The 21,946-nt window shown below is 66.8% G+C and carries 17 protein-coding genes and 2 pseudogenes; 11 read left to right on the plus strand and 8 right to left on the minus strand.

Annotated features, from left to right (window positions below):
- Positions 1 to 45: 45 nt before the first annotated feature.
- A pseudogene (locus LVB87_RS11970) lies at positions 46 to 3,495 on the plus strand (efflux RND transporter permease subunit); the annotation flags it as partial.
- Positions 3,492 to 6,584 (plus strand): efflux RND transporter permease subunit, encoded by a 3,093-nt coding sequence (locus LVB87_RS11975; protein ID WP_232898187.1) that lies wholly within the window; start codon positions 3,492 to 3,494, stop codon positions 6,582 to 6,584. The pseudogene LVB87_RS11970 and the gene LVB87_RS11975, both read left to right, overlap by 4 nt.
- Before the next feature lie 18 nt (positions 6,585 to 6,602).
- Here the strand turns inward: LVB87_RS11975 and LVB87_RS11980 are convergent, their stop codons facing one another.
- From LVB87_RS11980 to ykgO, 7 genes and pseudogenes are all read right to left on the minus strand, one after another.
- Positions 6,603 to 7,826 (minus strand): TraB/GumN family protein, encoded by a 1,224-nt coding sequence (locus tag LVB87_RS11980; RefSeq protein ID WP_232898188.1) that lies wholly within the window; start codon positions 7,824 to 7,826, stop codon positions 6,603 to 6,605.
- An 81-nt stretch (positions 7,827 to 7,907) separates the two neighbouring features.
- Positions 7,908 to 8,834, minus strand: a complete 927-nt coding sequence (locus tag LVB87_RS11985; RefSeq protein WP_232898189.1) for an alpha/beta fold hydrolase — start codon at positions 8,832 to 8,834, stop codon at positions 7,908 to 7,910.
- An 18-nt stretch (positions 8,835 to 8,852) separates the two neighbouring features.
- The gene (locus tag LVB87_RS11990) at positions 8,853 to 9,461 is read right to left on the minus strand and encodes a TetR/AcrR family transcriptional regulator (RefSeq protein ID WP_232898190.1); all 609 of its coding nucleotides are present in this window, start codon (positions 9,459 to 9,461) and stop codon (positions 8,853 to 8,855) included.
- A gap of 54 nt (positions 9,462 to 9,515) precedes the next feature.
- Positions 9,516 to 10,406 (minus strand): carbon-nitrogen hydrolase, encoded by an 891-nt coding sequence (locus LVB87_RS11995; RefSeq protein ID WP_232898191.1) that lies wholly within the window; start codon positions 10,404 to 10,406, stop codon positions 9,516 to 9,518.
- Complete coding sequence (locus tag LVB87_RS12000) at positions 10,403 to 11,437, minus strand: agmatine deiminase family protein (RefSeq protein WP_232898192.1); 1,035 nt, start codon at positions 11,435 to 11,437, stop codon at positions 10,403 to 10,405. The genes LVB87_RS11995 and LVB87_RS12000 overlap by 4 nt, the downstream gene beginning before the upstream one ends.
- Positions 11,437 to 11,700 (minus strand): annotated as a pseudogene (locus LVB87_RS12005) (hypothetical protein); the annotation flags it as partial. The pseudogene LVB87_RS12005 and the gene LVB87_RS12000, both read right to left, overlap by 1 nt.
- Before the next feature lie 266 nt (positions 11,701 to 11,966).
- A complete protein-coding gene (gene ykgO / locus LVB87_RS12010; protein WP_010342887.1) occupies positions 11,967 to 12,092 on the minus strand; it encodes a type B 50S ribosomal protein L36 in 126 nt (41 codons plus the stop codon).
- 123 nt (positions 12,093 to 12,215) lie between these two features.
- On the opposite strand from ykgO, the gene cmk reads away from it, so the two are divergent.
- The 9 genes from cmk to LVB87_RS12055 all read left to right on the plus strand — a co-directional run bounded on the left by cmk (position 12,216) and on the right by LVB87_RS12055 (position 20,722).
- The gene (gene cmk, locus LVB87_RS12015) at positions 12,216 to 12,893 is read left to right on the plus strand and encodes a (d)CMP kinase (RefSeq protein WP_232898194.1); all 678 of its coding nucleotides are present in this window, start codon (positions 12,216 to 12,218) and stop codon (positions 12,891 to 12,893) included.
- Positions 12,894 to 13,016: 123 nt separating this feature from the next.
- Positions 13,017 to 14,702 (plus strand): 30S ribosomal protein S1, encoded by a 1,686-nt coding sequence (gene rpsA, locus LVB87_RS12020; RefSeq protein WP_232898195.1) that lies wholly within the window; start codon positions 13,017 to 13,019, stop codon positions 14,700 to 14,702.
- Positions 14,703 to 14,798: 96 nt separating this feature from the next.
- Complete coding sequence (locus LVB87_RS12025; protein ID WP_232898196.1) at positions 14,799 to 15,101, plus strand: integration host factor subunit beta; 303 nt, start codon at positions 14,799 to 14,801, stop codon at positions 15,099 to 15,101.
- 85 nt (positions 15,102 to 15,186) lie between these two features.
- On the plus strand, positions 15,187 to 15,456 hold the full coding sequence (locus tag LVB87_RS12030) for a lipopolysaccharide assembly protein LapA domain-containing protein (RefSeq protein WP_232898197.1): 270 nt from the start codon (positions 15,187 to 15,189) through the stop codon (positions 15,454 to 15,456).
- A gap of 6 nt (positions 15,457 to 15,462) precedes the next feature.
- A complete protein-coding gene (gene lapB / locus LVB87_RS12035; protein WP_232900552.1) occupies positions 15,463 to 16,641 on the plus strand; it encodes a lipopolysaccharide assembly protein LapB in 1,179 nt (392 codons plus the stop codon).
- Positions 16,641 to 17,624 carry a lipopolysaccharide biosynthesis protein gene (locus LVB87_RS12040; RefSeq protein ID WP_232898198.1) on the plus strand — a complete coding sequence of 328 codons (984 nt, stop codon included), beginning with the start codon at positions 16,641 to 16,643 and terminating at the stop codon, positions 17,622 to 17,624. Before lapB ends, LVB87_RS12040 begins: the two co-directional genes overlap by 1 nt.
- 13 nt (positions 17,625 to 17,637) lie before the next feature.
- Complete coding sequence (locus tag LVB87_RS12045) at positions 17,638 to 19,545, plus strand: nucleoside-diphosphate sugar epimerase/dehydratase (RefSeq protein ID WP_232898199.1); 1,908 nt, start codon at positions 17,638 to 17,640, stop codon at positions 19,543 to 19,545.
- Complete coding sequence (gene galU, locus LVB87_RS12050; protein WP_232898200.1) at positions 19,545 to 20,450, plus strand: UTP--glucose-1-phosphate uridylyltransferase GalU; 906 nt, start codon at positions 19,545 to 19,547, stop codon at positions 20,448 to 20,450. Before LVB87_RS12045 ends, galU begins: the two co-directional genes overlap by 1 nt.
- Before the next feature lie 8 nt (positions 20,451 to 20,458).
- Positions 20,459 to 20,722, plus strand: a complete 264-nt coding sequence (locus tag LVB87_RS12055; protein WP_232898201.1) for a hypothetical protein — start codon at positions 20,459 to 20,461, stop codon at positions 20,720 to 20,722.
- Between the two features lie 21 nt (positions 20,723 to 20,743).
- Here the strand turns inward: LVB87_RS12055 and LVB87_RS12060 are convergent, their stop codons facing one another.
- Positions 20,744 to 21,946, minus strand: a complete 1,203-nt coding sequence (locus LVB87_RS12060; RefSeq protein WP_232898202.1) for an acetyl-CoA C-acyltransferase — start codon at positions 21,944 to 21,946, stop codon at positions 20,744 to 20,746.

Raw genomic sequence — 21,946 nt, forward strand, 5'->3', positions numbered from 1 at the left:
GGAGCACCGCGCGTGAGCCACGCAACCGAAAACACCTCCTTCAACGTCGTCGAGTTCTCCACGCGTCGCCGCGTCACGGTGATGATGGCGACGCTGACCCTCGTCCTGTTCGGCTTCATCGCGCTGATGGGCCTGAAGGTCAACCTGCTGCCCGACCTGAGCTATCCCACGCTCACCGTGCGCACCGAATACACCGGCGCCGCGCCGTCCGAAATCGAAACGCTGGTCACCGAGCCCGTCGAGGAAGCGGTCGGCGTGGTGAAGGGCCTGCGCAAGCTGAAGTCTGTCTCGCGCACCGGGCAGAGCGATGTCGTGCTCGAGTTCGCCTGGGGCACCAACATGGACAAGGCGAGCCTGGAAGTGCGCGACAAGATGGAGTCGCTCGCGCTTCCGCTGGAAGCCAAGCCGCCCGTGCTGTTGCGCTTCAATCCTTCGACCGCGCCGATCATGCGCCTGGTGCTCTCCACCAAGGGCAAGGATTCGGAGGCCGAACTCACGCGCCTGCGCCGCTACGCCGACGATGACCTGAAGAAGAAGCTCGAACCGGTCGAAGGCGTCGCCGCGGTGAAGGTCGGCGGTGGTCTCGAAGACGAAGTGCAGGTCGACATCGACCAGCAGAAGCTCGCGCAGCTCAACCTGCCGATCGACACCGTCATTCAGCGTTTGCAGCAGGAAAACATCAACATCTCCGGTGGGCGCCTGGAAGAGGGTTCGCAGCGCTTCCTCGTGCGCACGGTGAACCAGTTCGCCAACGTCGACGAGATCCGCGAGATGCTCGTGACGACGCAGGCCGCCGGTGGCGGCGGTGCGCAGAATGCGGCGGAAGAAATGGCACGCGTCGCGGCCGCGACGGGCAACGCGAGCGCGATGGCCGCGGCCGCGTCGGTGCAGAGTGCGTCGTCGGGCGGTTCGTCCGTCGCGGGCGGTCGTCCGATCCGCCTGAAAGACATCGCCGATGTGCGCCAGGGCTACAAGGAACGCGAAGCGATCATCCGCCTGGGCGGCCACGAAGCCGTTGAGCTGGCGATCTACAAGGAAGGCGACGCGAACACCGTGTCGACCGCCGATGCGATCCAGAAGCAGATCGATTCGATCAAGAAGGAAATGCCGCAGGACGTCGAGCTGACCACGATCGACGACCAGTCGCAGTTCATCCGCCATGCGATCACCGACGTGAAGATCGATGCGGTGATCGGCGGTGCGCTCGCCATCCTGATCATCTTCCTGTTCCTGCGCGATGGCTGGAGCACGTTCGTCGTCGGCCTGTCCTTGCCGGTGTCGATCATCACCACGTTCTTCTTCATGGACCGCTTCCACCTGAGCCTCAACGTGATGTCGCTCGGCGGCTTGGCGCTGGCGACGGGCCTGGTGGTGGACGACTCCATCGTCGTGCTCGAATCCATCGCCAAGGCGCGCGAACGCGGCCTGGGCATCCTCGATGCGGCCATCCAGGGCACGCGCGAAGTCAGCATGGCGGTGGTCGCCTCCACGCTGACGACGATCGCGGTGTTCCTGCCGCTGGTGTTCGTGGAAGGCATCGCGGGCCAGTTGTTCCGCGACCAGGCGCTGACGGTCGCGCTCGCGATCGCGATCTCGCTGGTCGTGTCGATGACGCTGATCCCGATGCTGTCCTCGCTGAAGGGCCGCGCACCGCTGGCGTTCCCCGAAGAGCCGCCGCATCCGAAGTGGCAGCCGGAGTCGAAGTGGCAGAAGCCGCTTGCCTACACCGGTCGCGGCATCGGTGGCGCACTGCGCTTCTTCTTCTTCGGCATCGCATGGCTGATCGTGCGCGCGTGGCGCGGCATCGTCGCCGTCGTCGGCCCGGTGATGCGCACCGCGAGCCGCTTCGCGATGGGCCTGTACGGCCGCGCCGAAGCGATGTACCTGCGCCTGCTTCCGAATGCCCTGATGCATCCGCGCAAGGTGGTTGGCGTCGCCGCGCTGGCCTTCGCCGCCACGTGCCTGGTGGTGCCGCTGCTCGGCGCGGACCTGATCCCGCAGCTTGCGCAGGATCGCTTCGAAATGACGGTCAAGCTGCCGCCCGGCACGCCGCTGCGCGATACCGACCAGGTCGTGCAGGAACTGCAGCGCGAACACGGCAAGGACACGGGCATGGCCGCGCTGTATGGCGTGAGCGGCAGCGGCACGCGCCTGGACGCGAGCCCGACCGAGAGCGGCGAGAACATCGCCAAGCTCACGGCCGTGATGGAAAACGGTGGCAACGAAAAGCTCGAAGCCGAGCTGACCGAGAAGCTGCGCGGTGCGATGGCGGGCCATGCCAACGCACAGCTCGATTTCAGCCGCCCTGAGCTTTTCAGCCTGTCCACGCCGTTGGAAATCGAGCTGTCGGGTTCCGACCTGCCGCAGATCGAAGCCGCCGGCCGCAAGCTCGCCACGATGCTGCGCGCGAACCGGCATTACGCCGACGTGACCTCGACGGTGGAGCAGGGCTTCCCGGAGATCCAGATCCACTTCGACCAGGACCGCGCCGCCGCGCTCGGCCTGACCACGCGCCAGATCGCCGACATCGTGGTGAAGAAGGTGCGCGGTGAAGTCGCCACGCGCTATTCCTTCCGCGATCGCAAGATCGACGTGCTGGTGCGTGCGCGCGCGTCCGATCGCGCGTCCGTCGACGACATCCGCAATCTCATCGTGAACCCGAACAGCAGCACGCCGGTGCGCCTGTCGTCGGTGGCCGATGTCATCGCCGGCACGGGCCCGAGCGAAATCCACCGCGCCGACCAGGTGCGCGTGGCGATCGTGTCGGCCAACCTGCGCGACATCGACCTCGGCACCGCGGTGTCCGAAGTGCAGAAGATGGTGAGGGACACGCCGCTCGGCGCGGACGTGGGCATGCACATCGGCGGGCAGGGCGAAGAACTCGACAGCTCCGTGCGCTCGCTGCTGTTCGCCTTCGGCCTGGCCGTGTTCCTGGTCTACCTGGTGATGGCCTCGCAGTTCGAATCGCTGCTGCACCCCTTCGTCATCCTGTTCACCATTCCGCTCGCGCTGGTCGGTGCCGTGCTCGCACTGCTCGTCACGAACTCGCCGGTGTCGGTGGTGGTGTTCATCGGCTTGATCCTCCTGGTCGGCCTGGTCGTGAAGAACGCGATCATCCTGATCGACAAGGTGAACCAGCTGCGCGAGGAAGGCGTCGAGAAGCGCAAGGCGCTGGTGGAAGGCGCGCGTTCGCGACTGCGCCCGATCATCATGACCACGCTGTGCACGCTGTTCGGCTTCCTGCCGCTGGCGCTGGCCTTCGGTGAAGGCGCCGAAGTGCGCTCGCCGATGGCGATCACCGTGATCGGCGGCCTGCTGGTGTCCACGCTGCTGACGCTGGTCGTGATCCCGGTCGTGTACGACCTGCTCGATCGCCGCTCCGACGAGTACTACGCCGAACGCGCGCGCCGCCAGCGCGCGCAGGCCAAGGCCACCGCGACGCTGATCGAGCACGACCAGGATCCGCTCGCAGCGAACTCGGAGGCCCAGCCGTGAGCATCGCCGAGCTCAGCATCAAGCGGCCCGTCACGACCATCATGTTGTTCGTGTCGATGATGGTCGTCGGCCTGATCGCCGCGGTCCGCTTGCCGCTGGAAGCGATGCCCGACGTGTCGGCGCCGTTCCTGTTCGTGCAGTTGCCCTATGCCGGTTCGACGCCGGAGGAAGTGGAGCGCAACATCCTGCGCCCCGTCGAGGAAACGCTCTCGACGATGACCGACGTGAAGTCGATGCAGGGCAACGCGACGTCGGAGCAGGGCAGCGTCTTCATCATGTTCTCGGACTGGGACCGCGACATCGAGATCGCCGCGGCCGAGGCGCGCGAGCGGATCGATGCGATCCGCAGCGACCTGCCCGACGACATGCAGCGCTACTTCGTGTGGAAGTGGTCGACGAGCGACGAGCCTGCGATCGAGCTGCGCCTGACGAGCAAGTCGCTCGACCTGACGAAGGAATACGACCGCATCGACCGCGTCTACAAGCGCCGCCTGGAACGCCTCCCGGGCGTGGCGAAGGTGGAAGTGGAGGGCGCGCCGCAGAACGAAGTCGAGATCGCGATCGACCAGGACCGCCTCAACGCGCATGGCCTGGCCTTGAACGACCTGGACAAGACGCTGCGCGCGGTGAACTTCTCCGTCTCCGCGGGCCAGATCGACGATGGCGTGCAGCGCCTGCGCGTGCAGCCGGTGGGCGAACTCAACGACCTGCAGCAGTTGCGCGACCTCGTGCTCGCGCGTGGTGTGCGTCTGTCCGACGTCGCCGACGTTCGCCTGAAGCCGGAAAAGATGCCCTACGGTCGCCGCCTCGATGGTCGCCCCGCGGTCGGCATCGATGTGTACAAGGAACGCGACGCCAACCTCGTCGATGTCTCGCGCCGCGTGCGCGCCGAACTGGACGCGATCAACGCCGAAGGCGGCGTGCCCGACGTGGACATGCTCGTGCAGAACGACGCCGGCGAAAGCGTCAAGAGTTCCTTGCTCGGCCTGGCCGAAGCCGGCGGCATCGGCCTGCTGTTGTCGGTCGCCGTGCTGTACTTCTTCCTGCGCCATTGGCCTTCGACGCTGATGGTGACCACCGCCATTCCGATCTGCTTCGTGATGACGCTGGGCTTCATGTACTTCTTCGGCATCACGCTCAACGTGCTGACGATGATGGGCCTGCTGCTGGCGATCGGCATGCTGGTGGACAACGCCGTCGTGGTGGTGGAGAGCATCTACCAGGAGCGCGAGCGCATCGGCGATCCCGTGCTGTCCTCGATCATCGGCACGCGCCACGTGGCCATCGCCCTGTCGGCCGGCACGCTGTGCCACTGCATCGTGTTCGTGCCGAACCTGTTCGGCGAAAAGAACATGATCAGCATCTACATGGGCCAGATCGCCATCACGATCTGCGTCTCGCTGCTGGCCTCCTGGCTGGTGGCGGTGAGCCTGATCCCGATGCTGTCGGCCCGCATGAAGACGCCGCCTGCGGTGACGAACGAGCGTGGCCTCATCCCGCGCCTGCAGCGCCGCTACGCGAGCGTGCTGCGCTGGACGCTCGACCACCGCGGCTGGAGCGTGCTCGGCATCCTGCTGATCGTCGCCATCAGCGTCGTTCCGCTGAAGATGACCAAGGTCAACATGTTCGGCGGCGACGACGTGGGCGAGATCGACATCTTCTACCAGTGGAAGGGCGCGTACACGAAAGAGCAGATGTCCGACGAGATCCTCAAGGTCGAACACTATCTCGACGCCAACCGCAAGAAGTTCCACATCGACCAGGTCTTCTCGCGCTACCGCGAGCAGGGTTGGGCGGGGACCAACGTCAAGCTCGACACCAAGGACGGCGAACAGGTCCGCAAGATCACCGAAGAGATGCGCGAGGGTCTGCCGAAGTCGGCGCGCGCGACCATCGGCATCGGCGACCAGGGCGGTCCGGGCGGCGACCAGAAGGGCAAGGAAATCCAGGTGATGCTGGTGGGCGACTCCACGCAGACGCTCAACGACCTGGCCTCCGACATCGTGCCCGTGCTGGCGCAGCGCAAGGAACTGCGCGACGTGCGCGTGGACAGTGGCGACCAGAACAGCGAGCTCTCGGTGCACGTGGATCGCGAACGCGCTGCCTCGTTCGGCTTCAGCGCGAACGACGTGGCCACCTTCGTCGGCCTGGCGCTGCGTGGTGCGCCGCTGCGCGAGTTCCGTCGCGGCGACACCGAAGTGCCAGTGTGGGTGCGCTTCGCGGGCGCCGATAACTACAGCACCGAGGACCTGGCCAGCTTCACCGTGCGTGCGCCCGATGGCCGCAGCGTCCCGCTGCTGGCGATGGTCGACGTGCAGGTGCATCCGGCCGCGTCGGAGATCGAGCGCACGAACCGCCAGACCACGCTGACCATCACCGCCAACATCGCCGACAAGGTCGTGCAGCCCGATGCGCGCAAGGCGATCGAGGACACGCTCAAGGGCATTCCGTTCCCCGCCGGTTATTCCTTCTCGTTCGACCGTCCGCAGTTCATGAGCGACGACGACGCGATGAAGCAGATGATGTTCAACCTCGGCATCGCGCTGCTGATGATCTACGTGGTGATGGCCGCGGTGTTCGAATCGCTGCTGTTCCCGTCGGCCATCATGAGCGGCGTGCTGTTCTCCATCTTCGGCGTGTTCTGGCTGTTCTGGATCACCGGCACCGAGTTCAACATCATGGCCTTCATCGGCATCCTGGTGCTGATGGGCGTGGTGGTGAACAACGGCATCGTGATGGTCGAGCACATCAACAACCTGCGTCGACGCGGACTGTCGCGCACGGAGGCGTTGGTGGAAGGCAGCAAGGAACGCCTGCGCCCGATCATGATGACGATGGGCACGGCGATCCTGGCGATGGTGCCGATCGCGGTGGGCAACACGCAGATGGCGGGCGATGGCCCGGCCTACTTCCCGATGGCGCGTGCCATCGCCGGTGGCCTGGCGTTCTCGACGGTGGTGAGCCTGCTGTTCCTGCCGACCATCTACGCGATGCTCGACGACCTGCGCCACGGCACGGTGCGAATGATCCAGCGGGCGCGCGGCAGCCGCGTGCCGGCTGCGACGGTCACGGCCATCTCGGCGGAGTAACCCTCCGCCGGGACGGCATCAGCCGAGCAAGCGTCCCAGCATCTTCGCTCCGCCGACCCACACGCCGATCGCGGTGCCCAGGCTGGTGAGGAAGAAGTTGAGCAACACGCGGGCGACGCGGTTGCGGTACCAACCGCGGATTGTTTGCACGTCGTCGCGCAGCGCCATGAAGTCCGCATAGGTCGGCTTGCGCACCCAAGCCTCGACCACGGCACTGACGGTGCCCGAGGCCAGCGCGGGATGCAGCGGTGTGACGGGCGAGGCGATGAAGGCCGCGAGGATGCTCAGCGGATGTCCGCCTGCGAGCAGACAACCGATCGCACCAAGCGTGCCGGTGATCAGCACCCAATACAGCATCAGGTCCGCGCCGACGTCCACGCCGCCGCGCCAGAAGCCCCATGCGAACCCGCCGATGACGAAGAAGGCGAGGATCAGCGTGAACCACGGGAAGGACGACTTCTCCTTCACCGATTCGAGTTCGGCGCGCACGGCGGCGGGCGAGTCGGTGTCTTCGCGCAGATGCTTCGCCATGCCTTGCAGGTGGCCGGCGCCGACGACGGCGAGCACTTCGCATGCACCTTCGGCAGCGGTCGCGCTTTGGCGCAGGCGCGCGGCCATGTAGCGGTCGCGTTCGCCGATCACCGTTTCGTACAGCACCGGGCTGTCTTCGGCGAACTCGCTGAAACTGGATTCGAGCAGGTCACCTTGCTTGAGCCTTTCGATTTCGTCATGGCCGACTTCTTCGTCGGCGAACAGCGACGCGACGAGCCCGCCGCCGAGTTTCGCGCGACCCCACCAGCCCAGGCGCTGCGATGCACGCTTGAAGGTCAGGCCGACGTCGCGATCGATGAGATGCACCGGCAAGCCACGTTCCTTGCCGTCGGCCACCGCGGCCTTCAGTTCCGCGCCGGGCTCGATGCCGAGTTGTTCGGCGAGGCGACGCTGGTAGGCCGCGAGGCCGAGGTTGGCGGCGAACAGGGCCGTCTTGCCTTCGCGCAGCACCTTGACCAGGTCCAGGCGCGCGAGCGCTTCGGGATCTGTCAGCGCCGCGAGGCGTTGTGGATCGAGCTCCACCGCGATGGTGTCGTAAGCGCCGCTGGCGATTTCGCTGCGCACGGCGTCGACGCTGGCGCGCGAGACGTGTGCGGTGCCGAGCAGGGTGTAACGGACGCCGTCGCGTTCGACGATGGCGTGCGGTTGGTCGGCGAGGGTGGGGGCGGGAACGGCGAGGGAGTCGGTCATCGGAAAAGCGTCAAGGAAGGCGGCCATCGAAATGCATTCGACGGCCGCGCAGCATAGACGTTCGCCCGTCCCCGGCCTACCTCACGCAAATCCGTAAGGCAGGTTCGGCGAGGACACCACGCGTTCACCCACGGTTTCGCCGTGCAGGAAGCGCAGCGCCGCGGCGATGACGGTGTCGTCGCCGGCGATTCGGTTGTGGCCCAGGCCCTGCGTGCTCAGCAGATGCGAGTCGGGCCAGTAGCGGGCGTAGCGCTCGCCTTCGGACCACGGGACCTCGCGGTCTTCGACGTCGTGGACTATCAGGGCGGGACGTGCGATCACGGGGGCCGTGTGGTGCGCCTGCAGATCGTCGAAGGCGACGCCGACCTGGCGTTCGAAGGACCGCACCAGCGCACGCAGCAGCCGTTGCGGCAGCCGGATCAGTTGGGCGAAGCGTTCGGTGGCGGCGAGCGGATCGGCCGCCGGCGCGATCAGGACGACGCGCTCGGCTTGCAGTCCCTGCGCGAGCGCGACGCTGGCGGCCGCGCCACCGAGCGAATGCGCGACCAACGCAGCGGCCGGACCGAAGCGCTTGCCGACTTCCAGCAGCGTCGCCGCGAAGTCCGGCAGGTTGGTGGTGTCGCCGCTGCTGCGGCCATGCGCCGGCTGGTCGAAGGCGACCACGGCATAGCCCTGTTCGCGCAGGCGCGGCACCCACGGCAGGAAGCGCGTGCCGTGGCTCGACCACCCATGCGCGAACAACACGTAGGGCTGGCGCGACAGATCACCCCAGACGTAGGTCGCGATCGTGTGGCCATCGAGTTCGAATCGGCCGACCACGGCATCGCCGACGGGGGCGGCCTGCGCGCGGGCGCGGCTGCTCGGGAAGGGCGTGGAGAACAACTTGGCCGCAGCGCGCAGCGTCTTGCGCGGATTGAGCACGCCCAGGACCTGGAACGCAGTGCGCGTCGACAGGAGCTTCAATGAGGTGCGAACGGTCGTGCTAATTGTGGAGACGTGCTTGGCCATGGGGTGCCTCCGGAGCGATCAGCGTTGGGGGGAGTAAGCGGCGATCCAGCGTTCGACGGCGGCGTCGCCGTGGCGACGTGCCTTGTCGTAGCCGAACAGGCCTGCTTCGTGGTGGACGGCGAGGGCGATGGCGTAGAGCTCGAACACATATTGTTCGGCGTCGCCGACAACGAGATGACCGCAGTCGATCGCAAGCTGCACGGCGCGTTGCATCTCGTTGCGCCAGCGCTGTTCGTTGTGCATGACCTGGTCGTGCAACGCGCCAGGGCGATCGTCGTACTCGGCGACCGAAGCGAGCAGCACGCAGCCGCCGCCGGTGGTGCCGCGGATCCATTCGAACCAGTGCCGCATGATCGCGCGCAGGCGCGGCAATCCGCGCGCTTGCGAGAGGGCAGGCATCAGCACCGTGTTGCCGAAACGCAACGCCGCTTCCTCGAGCACCGCGAGTTGCAGGTCTTCGCGCGAACCGAAATGCGCGAACACACCACTCTTCGACATGCCCACGGCCGCTGCGAGCGGACCGATCGACAAGCCTTCGACGCCGGAAGCGCGCGCAATCTCGTAGGCGCGATCCACGATCGACTCGCGGGTGGCGGCGCCCTTGGAGGTGGCGGTCTGGGTGGTCATGGCGGCGGACAATAGCACGATCGTTCGTTTGTGAGCGACCGCCTGTCGGACCGCCTAATCGCGGTAGCGCTTCAGCAAATCCGCGTAAGCGTCGATCCGGCGGTCGCGAAGGAAGGGCCAGATCCGCCGCACATGCTCGCTGCGGGCCATGTCGACCTCGGCCATCAGGATCTCCGGCTCATCTTGGTTCGCCTCGGCGAGGAATTCGCCTTGCGGGCCAAGCACATGGCTCGAACCCCAGAACCGAATGCCCGAGGTCCCGAGCGGCGAAGGCTCATGCCCGACGCGATTGCAGCTCAGCACCGGCAGTCCGTTGGCGACGGCGTGGCCGCGATGGCTGAGGATCCACGCATTGCGCTGGCGATCCTTTTCCGGCTGCGCGTCGTCGGGATCCCAGCCGATGGCGGTCGGATACAGCAGCAGTTCCGCACCGGCGAGGGCCATCAGCCGCGCACCTTCCGGATACCACTGGTCCCAGCACACCATCAGGCCGAGGCGGCCGACGGAAGTGTCGATGGGTTCGAAGCCCAGGTCGCCCGGCGTGAAGTAGAACTTCTCGTAGAAGCCCGGATCGTCGGGAATGTGCATCTTGCGGTACTTGCCCGCCACGCGACCGTCGGTTTCGAACACCACCGCGGTGTTGTGGTACAGGCCCGTCGCGCGCTTTTCGAAAAGCGAGCTGACGAGCACCACGCCATGTTGCTTCGCCAGGCGCGAGAGCCGTTCCGTGCTCGGCCCGGGGATGGTTTCCGCGCGATCGAATTCGTCGACCGCTTCGTGCTGGCAGAAGTACGGGCCGTTGTGCAGTTCCTGCAGCAGCACGAGCTTCGCGCCGCGCTTCGCGGCTTCGGCCACGCGCGTTTCGATGGTCGCCAGGTTGGCGTCGGCATCGCCCTGGTTGCGTTCCTGGATGAGCGCGACGGGGAGCGTCGTCTTGCGGGTCATCGGACGAGTCCTTGCGGCAGTTGCATCGTGATGCAGTGGAGGCTGCCGTTCTGCCAGATCAGCGGGCGGCACGGCACCTGCACCACGTCGCGGCCGGGGAAGGCTTTTTCAAGCACGTTCGCAGCGGCGCCGTCGGCGGCGTCGCCGTAGGCGGGCATGAGCACCGCGCCATCGACGATCAGGAAGTTGGCGTAGGACGCTGCGAGCCGGCGGCCGTCGTCGACGATGGGCTCGGCCCACGGCAACGGATGCAAGGTGTAGGGCTTGCCGTCTTTCGTGCGCAACGCGGCGATCTCGTCGCCCATCGCGCGCAGTTCTGCGTAATGCGTATCCGACGGATCGTCGCAGGCCTGGAAGACGATGGCGTCGTTCGGCGCAAAGCGGGCGAGGGTGTCGACGTGCGCGTCGGTGTCGTCGCCTTCGAGATACCCGTGGTCGAGCCACAACACGCGATCCTGCACGAGCCAGTCGGCCAGGCGCGAAGAGAGCGTGTCGCGATCGAGCGCGGGATGGCGTTCGCTCAGGCACTGCCACGTGGTGAGCAGGGTGCCCGCGCCGTCGGTGTCGATCGCGCCGCCCTCGAGGGCGAAGTTCATCGGCGCGCGTTCGGCGCGTTCGAACAGGCCATGTTCGAACAGGCGCGAAATCAGTTCGTCGTCGCGGCTGGCTTCGAACTTGCCGCCCCAGCCGGTGAAGCGGAAATCCATCAGGCGGAAACCATCGCCGTCGCGCAGCGTGATCGGACCGGAATCGCGCAGCCAGGTGTCGTCGTATTCGACTTCGATGAAGCGAACGCGCGACAGGTCCACGCGCGCCGAGCGCAAGCGCGCTTCGGCATACGTCTGCAGGTCTTCGTCGGCCACGCACACCACCACGCGCGTGTAGCGCACGAGCGCGGCGATCAGCGCGATGTAGGTTTCCTCGACCTCACCCAGGCGCTCGGCCCAGTCGGTGTGCTCGTGCGGCCAAGCGATCAGGACCGCGGACTGGGGTTCCCATTCCGCGGGAAAGCGAATTGCATTTTCGGGCATCAGCGGATGGCGGGCTTGGGCCCGACTTCGTTGGCGTCGGCCTTGTTGGCGACGGCGTCGATGACGCGGCTCTTCTCGAAGTAGACGGTGAAGGCCGGGTAGGTCCAGCGGTTGATCGTCGGCCACGCGCGCTTCTGGCCGCCGCGCGGGTCCTGCTTGGCGGCCGGAGCGCCGAACTTGGCTTCGACTTCCTGCATCGACATCCCGCGGGCCGGCATGGCGGCCGTGTTTTCCTGCTGCACGCGCTGGATCAGGAGGGTGTCACCCTCGGTGACGCGCTGGCTCTGGTCGGCGGCAGGCGCGGCGTCCTGCGCGAAGGCCGCGCCGGAAGCCAGGAGGACGAACGTAGCGACCGCGGCAATGCGAAGGTTCATGACCATGCTCCCCGTGAAAGTCGGCGGGATTGTAAGCACAAGCACGTAGGGGCGGGGATGACGCGTGCGTCACTGTTCCGCAACCCCGGAAACGCGAAAGCCGCCTTTCGGCGGCTTCCGTGGCAACAAGTCGCCGCGCTGGCGCGGCACCCGGCTTAGCGCTGGCGCGCCTTGAAACGCGGGTTGGACTTGCAGATCACGAAGACCTTGCCACGACGGCGGACCACCTTGCAGTCGCGGTGACGGGCCTTCGCCGACTTCAGGGAGGACAGGACCTTCATGACAGAACCTCGGCAACGAATCGTATGGACGGGATGCGGAATCGACATGGACCCCGCGCGAAGCCCGACATTCTGCCGCCTTTCCCTCGGCGGCTCAAGTGCTTGCACGTACAATCGACCGCCATGACCCAAGACAACGTTCCCGTCCTCACCATCGATGGCCCCTCGGGCTCCGGCAAGGGGACCATCACCCGCCTGGTCGCCCAGCGACTGGGCTGGCATTACCTCGATTCCGGCGCACTGTACCGGGCCGTCGGCATCGCCGCCGGCTGGGCCGACCTCGACCTGTCCGACGCCTCGGCGTTGGTGCGCTGCACCTTCGATACCGACATCGACTTCCAGGAAGACCACGGCGGCGAGCCCCGCATCATCGTGAACGGGCTCGATGCCACCGACGAGCTGCGGACCGAAACGGCCGGTGCGGCCGCCTCGGCCATCGCCGCGATCCCCGAAGTTCGCGCCGCCCTGCGGGACCGCCAGCGCGCCTACCGTCGTCCGCCGGGCCTGGTGGCCGACGGCCGGGACATGGGGACCGTCATTTTCCCCGACGCCGCTTACAAGGTCTTCCTGACCGCCAGTGCCGAAGAAAGGGCCGAAAGGCGCTATAAGCAGTTGAGCGAAAAAGGAGTTTCCGTTACATTGCCCGGTCTGTTGCGCGAGATCCTCGCCCGCGACGCCCGCGATGCGAACCGGGCGGTGGCGCCTTTGCGGCCGGCCGATGACGCCGTCCGCATCGATACCACCGGTCTTCCGATCGATGCGGTCGTGGCTCGGGTGCTGGCGTTGATGCCGGCCCGCTGAGCGCGGAACGCGCGCACCAGGACAACTGCCTGACCGTCAATCGACGGGAAAGGTTCCATCCCTCCAACCCCCTGGCGCTTCATCCCGGAGCAGCCACCTGAGAATCTCCCAATGTCCGCTGCAATGACCGAATCTTTTGCCGAACTGTTTGAACAGAGCCAGGCGAACCTCGCCAAGCTCAAGCCCGGCGCCATCGTCACGGGCGTCGTCGTCGAGGTCCGCTCCGACGTCGTCGTGATCAACGCTGGCCTCAAGTCCGAAGGCATCGTGCCGATCGAACAGTTCCGCAACGACGCCGGCGAGATCGACGTGGGCGTGGGCGACGAAGTGAAGGTCGCCCTCGACTCGCTCGAGAACGGCTTCGGCGAAACCGTGCTGTCCCGCGAAAAGGCCAAGCGCGCGATGGTGTGGGACGAACTCGAGCAGGCGCTCGAGAAGAACGAAACGATCACCGGCCGCATCAGCGGCAAGGTCAAGGGCGGTTTCACCGTCGACATCAAGGACGTCCGCGCGTTCCTGCCGGGTTCCCTGGTCGACGTGCGCCCGGTCCGCGACCCGGTGTACCTCGAGGGCAAGGAGCTCGAGTTCAAGCTCATCAAGCTCGATCGCAAGCGCAACAATGTCGTCGTCTCCCGCCGTGCGGTGGTCGAGAGCGAGCATTCGGAAGAGCGCGAGCAGCTGCTCGAGAAGCTGGTCGAGGGCGCGGTGCTCAAGGGCGTCGTCAAGAACCTCACCGACTACGGCGCGTTCGTGGACCTCGGCGGCATCGACGGCCTGCTGCACATCACCGACATGGCGTGGAAGCGCGTGCGTCATCCGAGCGAAGTGGTCGAAGTCGGCCAGGAGCTCGACGTCCGCGTGCTCAAGTACGACCGCGAGCGCAACCGCGTCAGCCTCGGCCTGAAGCAGCTGGGCGAGGATCCGTGGGACAACATCGCCCGCCGTTACCCGGCCAACACCCGCGTGTTCGGCAAGGTCTCCAACGTCACCGATTACGGCGCGTTCGTCGAAATCGAGCCGGGCGTCGAAGGCCTGGTCCACGTGTCCGAAATGGACTGGACCAACAAGAACGTCAACCCGTCGAAGGTGGTGCAGGTCGGCGACGAAGTGCAGGTCATGGTGCTCGATGTTGATGAAGAGCGCCGCCGCATCTCGCTCGGCATGAAGCAGGTCACCAGCAATCCGTGGGAGACCTTCGCCGCGATCCACAAGAAGGGCGACAAGGTGTCGGGCCAGATCAAGTCGATCACCGACTTCGGCATCTTCATCGGCCTGGACGGCGGCATCGATGGCCTGATCCACCTGTCGGACATCAGCTGGAACTCCACCGGCGAAGACGTGGCGCGCAACTACAAGAAGGGCGACACGCTGGAAGCCGTGGTCCTGGCCGTCGATCCGGAGCGCGAGCGCATCTCGCTCGGCGTCAAGCAGCTCGAGCAGGATCCCTTCGGCCAGTACATGGCCTCGAACCCGAAGGGCTCGAAGGTCAAGGGCACCGTCAAGGAAGTCGACGCCAAGGGTGCGACGATCGACCTCGGCGACGGCGTCGAAGGCTACGTCTCCGCGCGCGACATCTCGCATGACCGCATCGACGACGCGTCGCAGCACCTCAAGGTGGGCGACCAGGTCGAAGCCAAGTTCATCGGCATGGACCGCAAGGGCCGCACGCTGCAGCTGTCGATCAAGGCGAAGGACGAGGCGGACACCGCCGAAGCCCTGGCCGAGTACAACAAGTCGTCGGATGCCGCCAGCGGCACGACGAAGCTTGGTGCGCTGCTGCGCGAGCAGCTGAACAACAAGTCCGAGTAAGCAACACCCGCGTCGGCGGCCCGGCAACCCCGGGCCGCCGAACGCAAGCCACGAATACCTGTGCACGTCCCGCAAGCGACCGACGAGCCGCCCCGCATGACCAAGTCCGAACTGATCGAGATCCTTTCCGCGCGCCAGGGCCACCTGAAGGCGGACGACGTCGATCTCGCAGTGAAGTCCTTGCTCGAGATGATGGGCGCTTCCCTGTCGGGGGGCGAACGCATCGAAATCCGCGGCTTCGGCAGCTTCTCGCTGCACTACCGGCCGCCGCGCCTGGGCCGCAATCCCAAGACGGGCGATTCCGTCGCGCTGCCCGGCAAGCACGTTCCGCACTTCAAGCCAGGCAAGGAACTCCGCGAACGCGTGAGCAGCGTCGTTCCGGTCGAACCGGATGCCTGACCCTCGGCTAAGCTGACGGCTCTCGTCCCGGACGCCTCGTCCCCGGACGACGATCCCTCCACCCGCGAAGGAGCCGCAGCGCCGAATGATCCGCCCCCTTCGACTCCTCGTCGCCTTCGCTTGCCTTGCGGCCGGCATCGTCGTCGGTGCGCTCAATCCGCAGCGCGCGGTCCTCGACCTCGGGTTCACGCAGGTCCCGGTGGCGCTCGGCGTCCTCGTGCTCGTCGCGTTGTTGCTTGGCGTGCTGCTGGGCGGTCTCGCGCTTTCCGCGAGCGTCGTGCTGCCGTTGCGGCAGCGGCTGCGCCGCGCGGAACTCGACGTGCGCAATGCACGCCAACCCAAGGAAGGGCCCTGACGCATGCTGGCTGTCGTCGACCAATGGTTCTGGTTTTTCCTCCTGCTGCCGCTCGCCGCGGCCAGCGGTTGGCTCATCGGCCGCCGCGGTGGCGAACGCCATAGCGACACGCAGGTCAGCCGCCTGTCCACCACCTACTTCCGCGGCCTGAACTACCTGCTCAACGAGCAGCCCGACAAGGCGATCGAAGTCTTCCTGCGCATCGCCGAGCTCGACAAGGACACTTTCGAAACGCAGGTCGCGCTGGGCCATCTGTTCCGTCGGCGCGGCGAAGTGGACCGCGCCATCCGCCTGCACCAGGCGCTGGTGCAGCGCGCCGACCTCAGCGACCAGCAGAAGGTGCAGGCGTTGCTCGCGCTCGGCGAGGACTACATGCGCTCGGGCCTGCTCGATCGCGCCGAAACGGTCTTCAGCGACCTCGTGCGCCTGGACATGCGCGCGCCGCAGGCGCTCAAGCATCTCATCGGCATCTACCAGGCCGAACGCGACTGGGCGAAGGCGATCGAGAACGCCACGCGTTACGAAGAGATCACTTCCGAACCGATGGGCAAGCTGGTGGCGCAGTTCGAGTGCGAACTGGCCGACCGGCATCGCGCCGCGAACGAAACGGAAGCGGCCCGCGCCTGCGTCGCGCGCGCCTACGAGGCCGATGCGAACTCCGTGCGTGCCGGCATCCTGGAAGGGCGCATCGAACTCGACGCAGGCAACGACGCCGCCGCGATCCGCGCTTTCGAACGCGTCGCGCGCATCGACCCCGATTACCTCCCCGAAATCCTGCCGCAGTTGCTGCCGTGCTACGACCGCGTCGGCGACAGCCCGGGCGCGCGCAGCTTCCTGGCCGAGATGATCGAGCACTACCGCGGCGTCGCACCGGTGCTCGCGCTGACGCAGATGGTCGAGTCGGATGAAGGCGTTCCCGCCGCGCGCATGTACCTGGCGCAGCAACTGAAGGATCGTCCGTCGGTGCGCGGCGAGGCGGCGCTCATCGACCTCACGCTGGCCGAAGGCGGCGATCCGCTCGCGACCCTGCAGGACCTCAAGCACATCACCGACCAGTTGCTCGTGCGCAACCCGAGCTACCGCTGCAACCGCTGCGGGTTCGGCGCACGTGCGCACCACTGGCAATGCCCCAGCTGCAAGGAGTGGGGGTCGATCAAGCCGTTGCTCAACTACGCGGTGGTCTGATGTTCGCCGCCTGGCTGGGCGTTTCGCTGGCGATCGGCGCGGGCGGAACCTGGCTCGCGCGTCGCTATGCGTTGCGGCATCAATTGCTGGACGCGCCGGGCGAACGTCGCGCGCACACGCAGCCCACGCCGCGGGGCGGGGGCGTGGGCATCGTCGTTGCGCTCCTGCTTGCAGGACTCTGGTTGTTGCGCGTCGTGCCCGATCCCGTCGCGATGGGCGCGATGCTTGCCGGTTTTGCGTTGGTCGCCCTCGTGGGCCTGGTCGACGACCATCGCCCCTTGTCGCCCTGGCTCCGGCTGGGGGTGCAGGCCATCGCGGCCGCGTTGCTCGCCTGTGCGATGTTCCGGCAGAGCCATGAACCTGGCCTCGCCCTTGCGGCATTCCTTCTGGCGATGACCCTGGCGAATGTCTGGAATTTCATGGACGGCATCAACGGCATCGCCGCGACGCAGGCGATCCTGGTCGCGTTGGCGATCGCAGTGCTGCAGGCCGGCGCCTGGTCGTGGTGGGCCTGGGCGCTGGTCGCCGCGACGCTCGGGTTCCTGCCCTTCAATTTCCCGAAGGCCCGCGTCTTCCTCGGCGACGTGGGGAGCGGGGCGCTGGGCTTCGCGCTGGCCGCGCTGCTGATGCAGGGGCTCATCGGCGCGCAGCCCATCCATTGGGTGCTGTGGGCCTTGCCGCCCTCGGCCTTCCTGATCGATGCGGCGCTGACACTGCTGGGTCGCATGCGCCGGGGCGAGCGATGGTGGGAACCCCATGCGCTGCACGCGTACCAGAAGTGGGCGCAGCGCTGCGGGTCGCATGTGAAAGTCACCTGTACGTACGCTGCATGGACCCTGGTCGCGATCATCTTGATGAACGTGCTTGCGGCCGTGCCTATGAGAATATTTGCGGTGTTGGGTGTCGTCGCCTCGTGGTATATGACGGGGACAGGGATCTGGTTTCTGCTGCAGAAGCCTTCGGATAAAGGAGTACCGCGGTGAAGGAATGCACCGTATGACGGCTTGGCGCCAGCGATGGGCGTCCGCGCTTCCGCGCACCGCTGTCATCCTCCATGACCTCGCCATGGTCTGGCTGGCATGGAATGGCCTGCGCCTGATGCGCTATGGCCTGGCCGGCACGCCTGCCAACCTTCCGCCGTTGTGGTCCACGGAAACCTTCGTCGTGCTCGCCGCGCAAGCGCTCGTGTTGTGGCGCGTGGGCCTGTATCGCGGCTTGTGGCGCTTCGCGAGCGTGCCGGACCTGGTGAACCTGGCGAAGGCCGGGTTGTTCGGCGTCATCGCGATCGGACTCGGGCTGTTCGTCTACAACCGCCTCGACGAAGTCCCGCGCACTGTCCTGTTGCTCTATCCCTTCGCGCTGGTCGGCCTGCTCGGTGCGCCGCGCTTGCTGTATCGCGCCTGGAAGGAACACACGCTCGCGCGCAGCCACAGCGCCGCCGTGCGCGTGCTGATCCTCGGCGCCGGTCGCGCCGGCGAAGCGCTGGTGCGCGACCTGCGTCGCACCGGTGCCTACGAACCCGTGGGCTTTCTCGACGACGCAGCGCAGCTGCGCGGCAGCAAGGTGCAGGGCGTGCCCGTGATCGGCCAGATCGCGGAAGTCGAAACCATCGCGCGCGAAACCGCAGCGCGGTTGCTCGTCATCGCGATGCCGTCGGTGCATGCGTCCTTGTTGCAGGCGGTGGTGGTCGCGTGCGAACGCACGGGCCTGCCGTTCCGGATGGTGCCGCGCCTGGACGACATGCTCGAAGGGCGCTCGCTGCCCGGCGAACTGAAGGAAGTCGCGATCGAAGACCTGCTGGGCCGCAGCCCGGTGATGCCCGACTGGAAGGCCATCCGCGGTTGGCTCGGCGGTCGTTCGGTGCTCGTCACCGGCGGCGGCGGTTCCATCGGTGCGGAGTTGTGCCGGCAGTGCGCGAAGCATGGCGCGCGCCGCGTGGCCGTGCTGGAGATCGACGAACTCGCGCTCACCACCACGATCGCGGAAATGCAGCGCGATTTCCCGGACCTGGAGATGGTCCCGGTGCTGGGCGATTGCGGAGATCCCGCGGTGATCGATTACGCGCTGCGCAAGGCCGAACCCGACGCGGTGTTCCATGCCGCGGCCTACAAGCAGGTGCCGCTGCTCGAAGACCAATTGCGCGAAGCCGTGCGCAACAATGTGCTCGCCACCGCGACCGTCGCGCATGCGTGCCGCGATCGCGGCGTGGGCACCTTCGTGCTCATCTCCACGGACAAGGCGGTGGATCCGGTCAACGTGCTCGGCGCCACCAAGCGCCTGGCCGAAATGGCGTGCCAGGCGCTGGCCGATCGTCGTTCGACGCGCTTCGTCACCGTGCGCTTCGGCAACGTGCTCGATTCGGCCGGCAGCGTCGTGCCGCTGTTCCGCGAACAGATCCGCAAGGGCGGCCCGGTCACGGTCACCGACCCGGAAGTCACGCGCTTCTTCATGACCATCCCCGAAGCCTGCCAGCTGATCCTGCAGGCCTCCGCGATCGGTTCGCACGAAGCGGTGTACACGCTCGACATGGGCGAGCCCGTCGCCATCCGCCTGCTGGCCGAACAGATGATCCGCCTGGCCGGCAAGCAGCCGGGGCGCGACATCGCCATCGTCTACTCCGGCCTGCGCCCCGGCGAAAAACTGCACGAGACACTCTTCCACGCCGACGAGCGCTACCGCCCGACGGTGCACCCGAAGATCCTGCAGGCCGAAGCCCGCGCCGTCTCGGCCGAAACCACGCATTCGGCCGTGGACAGCCTGCGGGAAGCGACCGCACGCTACGACCTGGTCGCCCTGGGCGAACTGCTGCGCGAAGCAGTGCCGGAATTCGCGCCTGCACCCTACGTGCACGCCTCGCACGCCACCGTGGTCGCTTTCCCCGCCCGCAACGCGCGCAAGACCTGATGACCGCCAAGACCCGCATCCGCAAGGCCGTATTCCCGGTCGCCGGACTCGGCACGCGCTTCCTTCCCGCCACCAAGACGGTGCCGAAGGAAATGCTGCCGATCATCGACAAGCCGCTGATCCAGTACGCCGTCGACGAAGCGATCGAAGCCGGCTGCGACACGCTGGTGTTCGTCACCAACCGCTACAAGCATGCGGTGGCCGACTACTTCGACAAGGCCTACGAGCTCGAACAGAAGCTCGAACGCGCCGGCAAGCACGAGCAGCTCGAACTGGTGCGCAACGTGCTCCCCGAGCATGTGCGCGCGGTGTTCGTCACCCAGGCCGAAGCCCTCGGCCTCGGCCATGCGGTGCTGTGCGCGAAGTCGGTGATCGGCGACGAGCCCTTCGCCGTGCTGCTTCCCGATGATTTGATCTGGAACCGCGGTCCCGGCGCGTTGAAGCAGATGGCCGACCACGCCGAAGCGACAGGCGCGAGCGTGCTGGCCGTGCAGGACGTGCCCGCCGAGAAGACCGCGAGCTACGGCATCGTGGCCACCGAGGATTTCGCCGGTCGCAAGGGGCGCATCAGCGCGATCGTCGAGAAGCCGAAGCCCGCGGACGCACCGAGCACGCTCGCCGTCGTCGGACGCTACGTGCTCGATGGCCGGATCTTCGACTTGCTCGAGCAGGTCCAGCCCGGCGCCGGCGGCGAGATCCAGCTCACCGACGCGATCGCCGCGCTGCTGAAGGAGCAGACGGTCGATGCCTACCGCTTCCAGGGCACGCGCTTCGACTGCGGCACGCACATCGGTCTCATCGAAGCCACGATCCGCTACGCACTCGACCACGAGAAGCTGAGCGAAGCCGCGGCACGCACGATGCAGACCGCGTTGGACGAACTCGGCGTCGTCGAACTGAAATAGGGGACACCATGGACGACGCCCATCGGGATCCGCTCGATCGCCGTCAAATTGCGGTGGGCGACCGGTTCGCGGCGGCCCTGGCCTCGCTCTTCGTGTCGATCCCGCTCGTTTGTGTTTACTGGCTCGTCGTGGGAAGCAGGCTCAATGTCGTCGCGACCACCTGGGTCGTAGGCGCGGTCGTGCTGGCCGTCGGCGTTGTCGCCTTCCTGCGGCCGGGATTCGCCGCCGACGCCCTCGCGGCGTGCGTGCGCGCGCTCAGATGGTTCTACTGAGCGCGGCACGCAAAGCGCGAATCACACCGCTTCGAACACACCCGCCGCGCCCATGCCGGTGCCGATGCACATCGTCACCAGCCCGTACTTCTGCTGGCGACGACGCAGGCCGTGCACGATGGTGGCCGTGCGCACCGCGCCGGTTGCACCAAGCGGATGGCCCAACGCGATCGCACCGCCGAGCGGATTGACCTTCGACGGATCGAGCTTGCTGTCGCGGATGACGGCGAGCGCCTGCGCGGCGAAGGCTTCGTTGAGTTCGATCCAGTCGATCGCATCGAGCGTGAGGCCCGCGCGCTGCAGCGCCTTCGGGATCGCGGCGATGGGGCCGATGCCCATCACTTCGGGTTCGACGCCGGCGACGGCGAAGCTCGTGAACTTCGCCAGCGGCACCAGCCCGTAATCCTTGATCGCCTGTTCGGACGCCAGCAGCACCGCGGCCGCGCCATCGCTCATCTGCGAGCTGTTGCCCGCGGTGACCGTGCCGCCGAACTGTGCGTTGCGGAACACGGGCCTGAGCCTGGCGAGGCCTTCGGCCGTGGTATCCAGGCGCGGGCCTTCGTCGACGGACACGATGCGCCGCGTTTCCTTGATCACGTTCCCATCGGGCAGATGCGAGATCACGTCATACGGCGAGATCTCCGACTGGAACTCGCCGGCCTGGATCGCGGCCAGCGCCTTCTGGTGCGAGGCGAGGGCGAACGCATCCTGGTCCTCGCGCGAGACCTTCCAGCGCTCGGCCACCTTCTCGGCCGTGATGCCCATGCCGTAGGCGATCGCGACGTTCTCGTCCTTCGCGAACACCTGCGGGCTCAGCGCCACCTTGTTGCCCATCATCGGCACCATCGACATCGATTCGGTGCCGCCGGCGAGCATCAGGTCGGCGTGGCCCATGCGGATCTGGTCGGCAGCGAGCGCAACCGCCTGCAGGCCCGACGAACAGAAACGATTGATGGTCTGCGCCGCCAGCGTATGCGGCAGGCCGGCGAGCAGCACGCCGATGCGCGCCACGTTCATGCCTTGCTCGCCCTCGGGCATCGCGCAGCCGATGATCGCATCGTCGATGCGGTTCACGTCGATGCCCGGGGCTTGCGCCACGACGCTGCGCAACACGTGCGCGAGCATGTCGTCGGGGCGGGTGTTGCGGAACACGCCGCGCGGGGCCTTGCCGACCGGCGTGCGGGTGGCGGCGACGATGTAGGCGTCTTGCAGTTGCTTGGTCAT

This window comes from Lysobacter sp. KIS68-7 (assembly GCF_021284745.1).
Lineage (GTDB): Bacteria > Pseudomonadota > Gammaproteobacteria > Xanthomonadales > Xanthomonadaceae > Noviluteimonas.